The sequence below is a fragment of the Tenericutes bacterium MZ-XQ genome, from assembly GCA_002838205.1.
In the GTDB taxonomy this organism is placed as follows: Bacteria; Bacillota_I; Bacilli_A; order Acholeplasmatales; family Acholeplasmataceae; genus Mariniplasma.
This window is the reverse complement of sequence record CP017950.1, coordinates 2,144,308-2,157,199: the sequence shown is the minus strand read 5'-3', so window position 1 is coordinate 2,157,199 and position 12,892 is coordinate 2,144,308. Positions and strand designations below refer to the sequence as shown.

At 33.1% G+C, this 12,892-nt stretch carries 11 protein-coding genes; all 11 read left to right on the top strand.

Annotation, left to right across the window (positions count from 1 at the left end):
- Window positions 1–346: 346 nt before the first annotated feature.
- The 11 genes from BK011_10495 (at window position 347) to BK011_10445 (ending at window position 12,835) form a co-directional block, all read left to right on the top strand.
- Complete coding sequence (locus BK011_10495) at window positions 347–481, top strand: 50S ribosomal protein L34 (GenBank protein AUD66095.1); 135 nt, start codon at window positions 347–349, stop codon at window positions 479–481.
- Between the two features lie 91 nt (window positions 482–572).
- On the top strand, window positions 573–932 hold the full coding sequence (locus BK011_10490) for a ribonuclease P protein component (protein ID AUD66094.1): 360 nt from the start codon (window positions 573–575) through the stop codon (window positions 930–932).
- The gene (locus BK011_10485) at window positions 916–2,361 is read left to right on the top strand and encodes a hypothetical protein (GenBank protein AUD66093.1); all 1,446 of its coding nucleotides are present in this window, start codon (window positions 916–918) and stop codon (window positions 2,359–2,361) included. The genes BK011_10490 and BK011_10485 overlap by 17 nt, the downstream gene beginning before the upstream one ends.
- Window positions 2,362–2,365: 4 nt before the next feature.
- Entirely contained in the window at window positions 2,366–2,986 is a 621-nt protein-coding gene (locus BK011_10480; protein ID AUD66092.1) for a hypothetical protein, read from the top strand.
- Between the two features lie 87 nt (window positions 2,987–3,073).
- Complete coding sequence (locus tag BK011_10475) at window positions 3,074–4,036, top strand: hypothetical protein (protein AUD66091.1); 963 nt, start codon at window positions 3,074–3,076, stop codon at window positions 4,034–4,036.
- Between the two features lie 2 nt (window positions 4,037–4,038).
- Window positions 4,039–5,211, top strand: a complete 1,173-nt coding sequence (locus BK011_10470; protein ID AUD66090.1) for a hypothetical protein — start codon at window positions 4,039–4,041, stop codon at window positions 5,209–5,211.
- A gap of 347 nt (window positions 5,212–5,558) precedes the next feature.
- Complete coding sequence (locus BK011_10465; protein AUD66089.1) at window positions 5,559–6,950, top strand: asparagine--tRNA ligase; 1,392 nt, start codon at window positions 5,559–5,561, stop codon at window positions 6,948–6,950.
- A 401-nt stretch (window positions 6,951–7,351) separates the two neighbouring features.
- A complete protein-coding gene (locus BK011_10460) occupies window positions 7,352–8,404 on the top strand; it encodes a sugar ABC transporter ATP-binding protein (protein AUD66088.1) in 1,053 nt (350 codons plus the stop codon).
- A gap of 128 nt (window positions 8,405–8,532) precedes the next feature.
- Complete coding sequence (locus BK011_10455; GenBank protein AUD66196.1) at window positions 8,533–9,441, top strand: hypothetical protein; 909 nt, start codon at window positions 8,533–8,535, stop codon at window positions 9,439–9,441.
- Window positions 9,442–10,023: 582 nt separating this feature from the next.
- Window positions 10,024–10,875: a hypothetical protein gene (locus BK011_10450; protein AUD66195.1), complete on the top strand. Its 852-nt coding sequence runs from the start codon at window positions 10,024–10,026 to the stop codon at window positions 10,873–10,875.
- Window positions 10,876–10,921: 46 nt separating this feature from the next.
- The gene (locus tag BK011_10445) at window positions 10,922–12,835 is read left to right on the top strand and encodes a hypothetical protein (GenBank protein AUD66087.1); all 1,914 of its coding nucleotides are present in this window, start codon (window positions 10,922–10,924) and stop codon (window positions 12,833–12,835) included.
- Window positions 12,836–12,892 lie beyond the last annotated feature (57 nt).

The following is a 12,892-nucleotide window of genomic DNA, read 5'->3' as shown; positions in this document are numbered from 1 at the left end:
CACTGTATTGATATCTTATCATAAATCAAACCATATGAACTAAAAACTTATCCACAATTTTTGTGGAAAACTTCTTACTATTTCATTAAGTTATTTTCCTGAATGTGGATAAAATATGAAAGATAATACCTTTATAAAGAGAATTAATAGATTTATCCAGTTATCCACAATGTGTGTAAAATGTTTGTAAGTTATCCACAGTGTATAGATTGATTTATACACATCGATCAAACAGAAAATTGAAACAAATTAAATAAGAAATCAAAAAGTTTTTTTATTGTTGACAAACACAAATACTTTTTATATAATAAAAAAGCATGGTTTCGCAAGAAAGGTGGTTTTATTTGTGAAAAGAACATATCAACCAAGTAAGCAAAAACGTCAAAAGACTCATGGATTTAGAGCGAGAATGGCAACTGCTGGTGGTCGTCGCGTACTTGCACGTCGCAGATTGAAAGGCCGCGCAGAATTAACTGTATAAATTGAATTATTTTAAAACACTAGGACTACTCGATTAAAATAATAACTATATGTTATTTTTGAGTAGTCTTTTCTTTTAAAATATATAAAAAATGGAAAAAAAATATCGCATTAAGAAATATAGCGAAATCGATGCGATCTATAAGAAAAGAAAATCGAAAAATAACGATTATTTTGGTGTATATCAAGATCAAGACCAAGAAGCTAACAACTTTAGGTTCGCAATGTCTATTGGTAAGAAATATGGCAATGCTGTTGAAAGAAATCTAGCAAAAAGAAGAATTCGGATGATTGTCAGCGAATTTAAAGATGCTTTTAGAAAAGATGCACTCATTTTAATAGTTATTAAACCAAAAGCAAAAAGACTCTCATTTCAAGAAATGAGAGAGGAGCTTAAATCGCTCTTAAAAAAATCAAAATTATTGGAGAACGAAAATGCAAAAACATTATAAGAAATTATTTTTTATCGCAATGATGTTCATGTTCGTCATCACACTGGCATCATGCGGCGGATCTGATGAAGTTGGGCATATCGTCGTAAACAATCCTTACGGAACAAATGGAGAAAAACTTGTTTTTGACTATGAAGATAGAAACTCTATTGTTTTTAAAGGAGAAGGTGGGTTATCTTATTGGGCATTAACTGAATCAGGAATTGCACCTGAAGCGCCAGTTGTCTATGAAGGATTACTTCCATCAAATGTATCACCAGATGAAATAGGCATTGAAGGTGGCGTTCAAACATTTACATTTACAACAAATGATATTGAAGCGTCATTTAATATATATATTAAACCTGAGACAGTTGTTGAAGATAACGAGATTGTTATGGTGGCGTTCAGATTCCCAACTGTAGATGGAATTTTATACAATATGGGTGAGACTTTCGATGTTAAAGATATCGAAGCATACGCAGTTGAAAAAGACGGAGATATTGTTAAAGTTCACGAAGAACTAGATGAAGAAGCTTTTGCTGCTTTATTTTCAGATAACAATTATGATCCTCTTGGAGAAGATGGATTTAAGAATCAAATCAGTTATGAAGTTTCATTTACTTACGAAGGGTATACAGAAAACTTTGAAGTTTATGTTGCAGGTGGTGAAAAGCCAATCACAACTGAAGATGCTGGATTCTTTGATTATGTATTAGTGATACCAGTTGCATTCATCATGCAGTTTTTCGCATCAATTTTAGGGAATTCATTTGCATTAGGTATTTTATTTACAACTATTGTTGTAAGAACACTTGCTTGGCCAATTTATGCTAAGAGCAATGACATGACAATGAAAATGAATGTTGCACAACCAGATATGCAACGTGTTCAGCAAAAATATGCAACAAGAAAAGATCCTCAATCACAACAAATGATGCAAATGGAAATGATGCAGGTATATAAGAAACACGGAATCAACGTTTTAGGATGTTTAATGCCGTTTTTGCAAATGCCAATCTTCATCGCTATGTATGGGGTAGTTAGACGTATATCACTTGAAGGTGGTATGTATGCTGATTCTGTATCAAATACAAACTTCTTAGGCATCAATTTAGCAAACACAAATGATGGTATTACAGCGTTAATTTTAGCAGCTATTGTTGGGGCAACAATGTTTACATTACAAAAAATATCAATGAAAAAACCAAGTTATGCTAAAAACACATATAAACATAATGCAAATCCACAGGCACAACAAACAGAAAAGACAATGAAGTTTGTTAGTTACTTTATGGTAATTATGATGATGTTCATTTCTTATCAAAGTAATGCCCTAGCACTTTATTGGATTTTTGGTAATATTTATTCATTAGGTCAAACACTATTTAACAGAAAATTAAATGAGAAGAAACACGCTAAGTTACAAGAAAAACAATTGTTGGGGTGAGTTTATGTTAAAGAGAATTGAAATTGAAGCAAAAACATTACAAGAAGCAGAAAAAATGGCTGTTGAAGCCTTAAAGATACAACTAGATAAAATCAAATTAACAGTATTAAAAGAAAAAAAGGGATTATTAGGTATAGGGTCCTCAGCAACTTATGAAGCAACTCCAAATGTTAATTTAGCACTTGAAGGAAAAATGTATTTAGAAAACATCCTTCAAACGATGGAAATCGGTTCTAGAATGGAAGTAAGAACTTTGAACGATGGTGAAGAAATTCACTATAGCATTGATAGTGATGAAAATGCATTGTTAATCGGTAGAGAAGGTAGAACATTACTTTCTATACAATATATGCTTAGAAACTATTTGAACACGTTTGTTGACGGACATTTAATTGTCGCACTTGATATCGGACATTATCACGAAAACAGAAAGCGTCAACTAGAAATTCTAGCAACTAAAACAGCTAAAGAAGTTGCACAAACTAAGATTGCTGTTAAGTTGGATCCGATGAATTCATTTGATAGACGTATCATCCACACGAAATTAAGCGAGTGGAGAGACGTCGTTACTGAATCTGAGGGCGAAGGCGAAGATCGTGCGTTAGTAATTAAGCCTAAAAAATAGTAATTAAAAGAGTTTTATGCGTGCATAAGACTCTTTTTCTTTTAAGGTTGTGATATAATATGAACAACTATACTCAGGTGATAAAATATGATAAGAATCTTCCACTCAAAACTCAATAAAAATAAAAAATATAAGAAGAAAAACATTGTTTTTTCTTCCCTAAAATTGATAGTTTTACTTCTCCTAGGTGCAGGCATTTTTACTTTTGGTAAGGCTGTTACTAAAGATTTGTTAGTTAGAGCTGAGATCAACGATTTTAAAGATCGCGCTATTTTTGAATACGAGGAAAATTACGAGTATCAATCCAATGTGTTTCAGACACGTAGATACTATAAAGTTCCACGTGAAACATCGTATGAATTAAATGATTCCAGATCAGTTTTTTATGACGAGTCTAGGAAGTACTTAGGACAAACTGGAGATATATTTATGTCACAAGACTCACCATTCCCGGATCAATTTCTCATACATCAATTTATATCGTATTATTTTGGCGGACACGCAGCAATAAAAAACGAAAACAACCAATTCATAGAAGCGGTCGGTTTTCCGGATAGCGATGAAACATTATGGGATATCATCTCTCATGATGGATCATTACCTCACGATTATAGCGTAACTGTAAACAAAACCAGTAATAATTATTTTCTTAACCCACGATATCGCGCTGAAGGTAGTGAGTTTTATGAATATTTCGGATCTTACTATAGAAAAGATTTTATTGGTATGAGGGTGAAAGATGTTAGTGAATCACAAATTAATGGAGCTGTAGCTTATGCAGATGATAAAGTAGATAAAAATTTGTATAATTTCTTATTCTTTTTAGATATGGAATATAAATATTATTGTACTGATTTGGTATCTAGAGCATATCAAGATGTGATGGTTCCTGAAGATAAACAAACAAATTATTCAAAAGCACTGAATGATGACGGTTTTATCACATCAGTAAATGATATTATTTTAAGTGAACAAACATATATAAGTTTTTATGTAGAGATTATAGATGATATTGTGCATATATATTATCTGGAAGATGTGGAGGGATAAATATGGAATGGATTGAATATGTTATTTTAGGCATAGTCGCTTTTATCATGATTTTAATGGTTTATATTTCAATCAAATTAAATCAGCATAAACCAGGTCAGCATATATCTGTTGAAAAAGATATTCAAGGATACTTTAACGAGAAACTACAAAAAGAATTCGGTGGTTTTAAAGCAGATGTAGCAACTCTAGTTGGACATTCAAACCAGCAAAGTCAAAAGGATTTAAATGAGTTTAAAGACTACATGATGAGTAAAATTGATAAGCAATTTATTCAAATCAATGAGAAGGTAGAACAGCGGTTAGGGCAAGGTTTTGAAAAGACCACAGAAACCTTTACAAACGTCATTGAAAGACTCGCAAAAATCGATGAAGCTCAAAAGAAAATTGAAGTCTTATCAGAGGAAGTTGTTAGCCTTAATGGGCTCTTAACTGATAAGAAAACCAGGGGTATATTTGGAGAGGTTCAACTCTATCAATTACTCACTGCTGTTATGGGTGAAAATAAACAATTATATGAGAAACAAATAACTTTGACAAATGGTTTTATGGCAGATGCAATGGTACATGCACCAGAGCCGCTCGGAGACATTGTCATTGACTCTAAGTTTCCGCTAGATAACTACAAAAGAATGATGGATAAAGGGTTAGGCAAACAAGATCGATTAAATGCTGAAAAAGAGTTTAAAAAAGATGTTAAAAACCACATTAATGCAATCAAAGATAAATACATTATACCTACAGAGACATCTGATCAAGCAATTATGTTTATTCCTGCAGAGGCTATATTTGCAGAACTCACATCATATCATGAAGATATCATGGATTATGCTCAAAAACATCAAGTTTGGATTGCGTCGCCAACCACGCTTTTATCAACACTTACCATGATTCAAACGATTGTTAAAAATATGGAAAGAGATGAGCAAACATCGATTATTCTAGAGGAGTTAAGAAAACTAGGGGAAGAGTTCAAGAGATATGATGAACGTTGGGAAAAACTCAATAGAGCAATCATAAGCGTCTCTAAACAAGCAGATCTTGTGGATAAAACCAGTAAGAAAATTAGTCAAAAATTCAGTAATATTAAGGATGCTAAATTTGATTTAATCGAAGAAGATAATGAAGATGCAGATGAAATTGAGACCATTCTTGATGAAAGTGAAGAAGAATGACATAAGTTTATATTATATAATAATATAAAAAGAATTTAATAGATAAATCTATAGATTGACAAAATCATCATTACCATATATAATGATATAGAAATCAATGAAGAGACAAGTAACCTTAGATCTATTTTTACTAGAGAGTTGGAAAAGGTGGAAACCAACATCAATAACTAAGGTGAATAACACTCTGAGAGATAGAAGAAATCACATCAGTGAAAGTAGAACTATCCGCATACCTGCGTTATAGGATTTAGAGGGCTAGAATTTTTTCTAGAACTAAGGTGGTACCGCGTAATCATACGTCCTTAGAGTTTATCTAAGGATGTTTTTTAATTAAAAGAGGTGGAAATATGGAAACAACAGTAAAACAGATTTTTAGAAACAAAGCATCTTACAGCAATCAGAAAGTGACATTAAATGGATGGGTTAGAAACAATCGTGCTCAAAAGGAGTTTGGTTTTTTAAACTTTCATGATGGCACATTTTTTGAAGGCATTCAAGTCGTATATGAAGATCAAAAACTTGAAAATTTTAAAGAAGTTCAAAAAATAAGAGTTGGAAGTAGCGTTAAAGTAGAAGGCATATTGGTATTAACACCTGAAATGAAACAACCTTTTGAAATTAAAGCTACTCAGATAGAATTATTGGGTGATTCACCAGAAAACTATCCAATTCAGCCAAAAAGACATTCTAGAGAGTTCTTAAGAGAGGTTGCTCACTTAAGAACAAGAACGAATCTTTTTCATGCTGTTTTTAGATTAAGAAGTGTTGCAGCATTTGCAATCCATGACTTTTTCCAAAAAGAAGGGTTTATATACACGCATACACCAATTATTACAGGTAATGATGGCGAAGGCGCTGGGCAAATGTTTAATGTCACTACTTTTGATTTAGAACATGTACCTAAAGATGAAGATGGACAAATTGATTTTAAAAAAGATTTTTTCGGTAAACGTACTAACCTTACAGTAACTGGACAACTGGAAGCTGAAGCATATGCATTAGCGTTTAAAAACGTATATACATTTGGACCTACATTTAGAGCTGAAAATTCAAACACACAAAGACACGCATCAGAATTTTGGATGATTGAACCCGAAATGGCGTTTGCTGATTTAGAAAAAGATATGGAAGTTGCAGAAAAAATGGTGAAGTACATCATTAATTATGTATATGAACATCTTCCTGAGGAAATGGAATTTTTTAATAAATTTGTAGAACCAGGACTAAAAGAAAAACTTCAAAATGTTTTAGACAAACCATTCGCAAAAGTCACTCATAAGGAAGCTATCGATATTCTTCTAAATGCGAATGTTAAATTTGAGAATCTTCCTAAACATGGACAAGACATTAATACTGAACATGAAAAATATTTAACTGAGAAACATTTTAAATCACCGGTGTTTGTTACGGATTGGCCAAAAGACATCAAAGCATTCTACATGCGCTTAAATGATGATCAAAAAACAGTTGCTGCAATGGATTTACTTGTACCAGGTTCAGGAGAACTTATTGGTGGTTCACAAAGAGAAGAACGATTAGATGTTTTAGAAAGACGCATGGAAGAAATGCATGTGCCTAAAGAGGACCTAGAATGGTACTTAGATTTGAGAAGATATGGCGGATGTGTTCATGCAGGTTATGGTATGGGATTTGAAAGACTCATCATGTATCTATCAGGTGTAGAAAACATTAGAGATGTCATACCGTTTCCTAGAACTCCAAAAAACTGCGAATTCTAAAAAACAACTTAAAAACACGAATAGATATAAATAAGTGCTGTTTAGCACTTATTTTTTTACAAAAATAGCATTTTAAGACTTCTAGAATTGACATTCGTTGCTTTATATAATATAATTTATTTACCCCTAAAAGCGCTTTCATATTTTTCGCTAGAAAAGTTTAGGTAAAATTGTAAAATTACCTTGTGGTTGGTCATTGAAATTTCATGGGTATTATTATATAATACAAGTGTTGAGGTGAGCAATTTATGTATGTTTTACAAAATGCTTTTCAAACCATGAATATGAGAACGATAATTTCGTTTTTTTCATATATAAATAGCTGAGTGCTTTTGGGACAGCCAGGAGTGCTTTTATTTTTATTCATTTAAAAAAATTACAATAAGGAGTATGAATCAGACATGGAGATTAGATTAGAGAATTTAACAAAGGTGTTTACTGATAAAACGGGGAAACAAACCAGAGCAGTAGACGACTTAACTGTTACAATTCCATCAGGCAAATTAGTTGGATTACTTGGACCTTCAGGATGTGGTAAATCTACCACTTTATTTATGATTGCAGGATTACACCAACCAACAGATGGGAAAATTTACTTTGGAGAAGACGACGTTACACGTTTAGCTCCAGAAAAAAGAGGTATAGGATTAGTGTTTCAAAATTATGCACTTTATCCACATATGACGATTAGACAAAATATCATGTTTCCTCTTGAAAATTTAAATATCAAAAAGAAAGAGGCAGATGAGTTAGTTTATGAAATGGCTAAACTTGTAGGTATTGAAGACCAACTAGATAAAAAACCATCTCAATTATCTGGTGGACAACAACAAAGGGTTGCGATTGCACGTGCTCTTGTTAAAAAACCAAGAGTGTTATTATTAGATGAACCCCTATCAAATCTAGATGCACGCTTAAGATTACAAACCAGAGAAGAAATCAAACGTATCCAAAGAGAAACAGGTATTACAACGATCTTCGTTACTCATGACCAAGAAGAGGCAATGAGCATTAGTGATCAAATGGTTGTTTTAAACTTTGGTGTTAAGCAACAAATGGATGCACCTCAAGATATGTATAACAAACCAGATAATTTATTTGTTGCAAAATTCTTAGGTAACCCACCAATCAATGTGATTGACGGTGAAGTTAAAAAAGGAAAAATACAACTACTTGACGGTACTGTACTTGGTGAAACAAAAGTTTCTGATGGTTCATACGTTCTAGGGTTAAGACCAGAAGATTTTAAAGCTGATGAGAACGGATTTAATGTAGATACAACCGATATTGATCATACAGGTAGAGATACAATGATTCGTTTTATGATTGGAGATAAGCAATTACGCGCTTTAGTGGATTCAGAATCTGTTGAAGGTAAAAAAACAATTAAACTTGCCGTTAAGAAGAATAAGATTCATATCTTTGATAAAGAAACAGGAAACATTCTGTCATGAAAGAGTTTATTAGAGAGTTAAGATGGACATTTAGATCTAAAACACATCATGCTTCTGTTAAGATCAATGACTTCTTAGAAAGAAATCACCTTAGATTTTTTGCACATTTACCTGGTTGGTTTAAAGCGATATTCTTTTTACTACCAGCTATTCTTATATTAGGCGTATTTACTTTTTATCCAATTTTTAATTCATTTTTAGTATCCTTTTTCTCAGGATATAACGTTGTTACCGGAGAATTTGATGGTTATACACTCATCGGTAACTATGTAACGGTTCTTAGTGAGTCAGGATTTAGACAAGCTGTATTAAACACTGCAATCATCGTTTTTGTTAGTGTTCCGATTTCGATTCTTGTCGCATTATTTATTGCGGTGGCTATGCATTCGATTAAACCGCTTAAAGGTTTTTTCCAAAACATGTTTTTCCTACCTTATGTTACAAACTCAATCGCGATTGGTTTAGTATTCGCATTTATGTTTAAAGGTAATACCAATGATTTATATAACTTAGGGTTAGCAAATCAAATTGTGACATGGTTTGGTGGAACTCCAGTACCTTGGATAGGCGTTGGAGCAACATATTGGTCTGCAATGTCAGTTATATTAATTCATGGTGTTTGGGCAGGTCTTGCATTTAAAATTATTGTATTCTTATCAAGTATTCAAGGTATTGATAAACAATATTATCAAGCAGCTCAAATCGATGGAGCATCAAGAAACAAACAATTTAGAAGAATTACTGTACCTTTGATTTCTCCAATGATTTTCTACATCTTAGTTACTTCAATCATTGGCGCATTTAAGACATATTCATCAGTTGTAGCCATAATTAATGTTAATGGTATCATTACAACTGGTGCATCAGGTCAAATCAATTTAAAGACAATTGTATTCTTCATTTATGAGTATTTACAAGAAACTGGAAGAAATGGCGCGTTAAGTGAAGCTGCTGCAGCTGCAATCTTATTATTCTTAATCATTATGGTATTCACCGTAGTTCAATTAAGAGTTGGTAAGAAACGTGTTCATTATTGATAAAGGGAGGATATTATGAGAAAAATTACAAATGAAATTAAACGCATACAAATCATAGCTAACCTTATCGATATTGTTTATGTTGTCTTTGCATTTATTCTTGTTGCATATTTATTCGGTGCACTTGTTGAACCGGCAGCAATCACTGATGTGGTTGATCCTAACACTGAATATACAGTTTTAGGGTTTACAGTTATTCAAACAACGGTAAACTTACTCATTGGACTCTTACTTGGATATCTATTAGTGTTCACACCAATTGCTTTCCAAAATATGAGAAGATATTTTAGTAAAGAAGCTGTTGAGGTTGATGAATGGTCATATAGAACACAACACTTATATAGTGCAATGAGTTTATTGACATTTAATCCGTTTTCAGCGGTCTTAAGATTCCATATCGGTTTTATGATGAAAGATCTTGTTAAAGGATATAAATTCAAGCAAACAATGATCAATGCAGGCCATAAAACAAAAGCTTTCCTAACTGGAGAGACATTTAAAAAAGCAAAAGAAAGAAAAGAAAGAAGAGCTGCTCAATCAGAGAGTCAACAAGACTTAGAGAAAATTAGTCAAAGAGACTTTATGCTCAAAATTGTTAGACTTTCCATAACTTATACATTCTTAACACTGATGGCACTTTTCATCTTTATTCCATTCTATTGGATGATTTTAACAGCATTAAAAACAAATATTGAGTTAACTGAGTCCTTAAATCCAAGATTCGTGATTGGACTTGGAGAAATGCAATGGGTGAACTTTAGAATCGCAATTACTAGATTTAATTTTGGTACATACATTTGGAACACAATTGTTGTAGGTGTATTAACGATGTTAGGTACGGTTACAACAACTATTTTAGCGGCATTCGCATTCGCAAGATTAGACTTTAAAGGCAGAGACTTTATCTTTTCAGTTTTATTACTTACGATGATGATTCCTGGAGAATTATATACAATTACTAACTATGTAACTGTATCAAATCTAGGATGGATTGATAAAATGGCTGCGCTTATATTCCCATTTATGGTAAGTGTATTCTATATATTCTTCTTAAGACAAGCATTCAAACAAATTCCAGATACACTATACCAAGCGGCTCGTGTTGATGGCTGTGGAGACTTTAAGTATTTAACTAGAGTCATGATTCCAATCGCCAAACCTACCATTATCACAATTATCATATTAAGTGCAATTGGTGCATGGGATGCATATATTTGGCCACAGTTAGTTACTAGATCTCAAGATAATTGGTTGATTTCAGTAGCACTACGTGGTACGAGCTTTACAACAGATTCCGGAGCAAGTGATGCTAGACCGATTTATAATATCCAATTAGCAGCAACTGCACTTGTAACTGTTCCATTAATTATATTATTCTTCTCACTTAAGAAGTTCATTATTTCTGGTGTTGGAAGAAGTGGTACAAAAGGTTAAAAATATCTATAAAGATATAGTATATAAATATTTTAGGAGGATTAGAATGAAGAAAGTTTTATTTTCAATTTTAGTTTTACTGGGTGTTTTGACACTTTCTGCTTGTGCAACAAGAAGAAATCAAGCACCAACCATAACAGTTGAAAATCCTACTCAAGTGATTCAACAAGGAGATGACTTTGATCCACTTGATGGAGTAACAGCTGAAGATGAAGAAGATGGTGATTTGACAGATCAAATCACAGTTAGCGGTTATGAAACTGGAGATAACAATATTATTGGTACATACGTTATCACATTATCAGTTGAAGACAGTGATGGAGCTCCAGCAACTGCAACAATCAACTTAACAGTTCAAGGTGATACAAATGTTGAACCACCACAATTGTTCGGTGTTGTTAATGAACAAACTTATTTTATCGGTTCTGGCGATTATGATCCACTTGCTGGTATTACTGCGCAAGCTCCAGATGGTACTGATATTACAGATACTATTGTAGTGAGTGGTGCATATTTATTAGATACTGCAGGAACTTATACAATTAATATTAGAGTAACTTATGACGGTGTACGTGCAAGTGATTCTATTACATTAAGAGTTGTAGATAGTGGTATTCCATCGGCGTTAACGGATACAGTGACTATTGAATTCTGGCATGCGATGGGCGAAGATAAAGCAAACTTAATTCGTGGTTATGCTGATGAATTTATGGATTTATATCCAAATGTTACAATCGTTATTCCTGAAGGTGCTGGTAATTATGATACGTTAAAGAGTAATATGATTAACGCGATTACTGCTGGTGATTTCCCTAATATGGTTCAAGGATATCCAGACCATGTAGCTGAGTACTTAAATGGTAATGCAGTTTTAAGTCTTAATCCATACATTAACTCTGCAACATTTGGTTTAAATGGTGATGATGCGCTTGATGATGTTATTGCTTCTTACTTAGAAGAAAATACTCAATATGATGCAAATGGTACATATTACTCACTTCCATTTAACAAATCAACAGAAGTTATGATTTACAACCAAACAGTATTTAATAGATTAGGGTTAGCTGTACCACAAACATGGCAAGATATCGTTGATATCGCACCACAATTAGAAGCTGAAGGTAGAGCAATTGCAAAAGCTAAGGTTCTAGCTGCAAATCCTACTAAAACAGAAGCTGAACTAGCTGATCAAATTGCTGCTGCACAAGCATTAGTCGTGCCTGCTGCATATGATTCAACTGGTAACGCATTTATTACTTTTGCAAGACAATTTGGTGGAGCTTACACAGCACTTAACTTCTCAACTTATGAAGGTGAGTTCTTATGGCATGAAAATGCACAAACATTTGCTGCTATGCAATTCTTAAAAGATCATAATGATATCTTTACACTTCCAGAATTCTGGGATCAAGATTATGCATCAACTCCATTTGTTAACCAACAAACATTCGTAACAATTGGTTCATCTGCAGGTGTTACATACAACGTTCCAAGTAGCGGATTTGAAATTGGTGTTGCACCAGTTCCATATAATGAAAACATGCCAGATGAAAAAGCTGTCATTCAACAAGGTACAAACGTATCACTCATGAACACTGGTACTGCTCAAGAAAAATTAGCTTCATGGTTATTCTTGAAATATTTAATTTCAACTGAAGTAACGACACATTGGGCAATCAATACTGGTTATTTACCTGTAAGAACGAGTGCTTATGAATCAACAGAGTATCAAGCGTTCTTAAACAATCCATCAACTACAAATGCTCAAGCTCGTGCTATAGCACTTGCTGCAAACGCTGCATACCAACAATCAGGACATATGTTCTTTGACCCAGCATTTATTGGTTCTTCAAGAGCTAGAAATCAAGTTGGCCTAGCTTTAGAACGTATTATGTTAGGTGATGGAAATATTCAAAGTGCACTTGATGAAGCTTATAATGAAGCTAAAAAAGGTGCGTAATTAGTTAGGTTATCAGCTTCCCCATACGGGATAGTTTTATAACATAGATATTTTAGA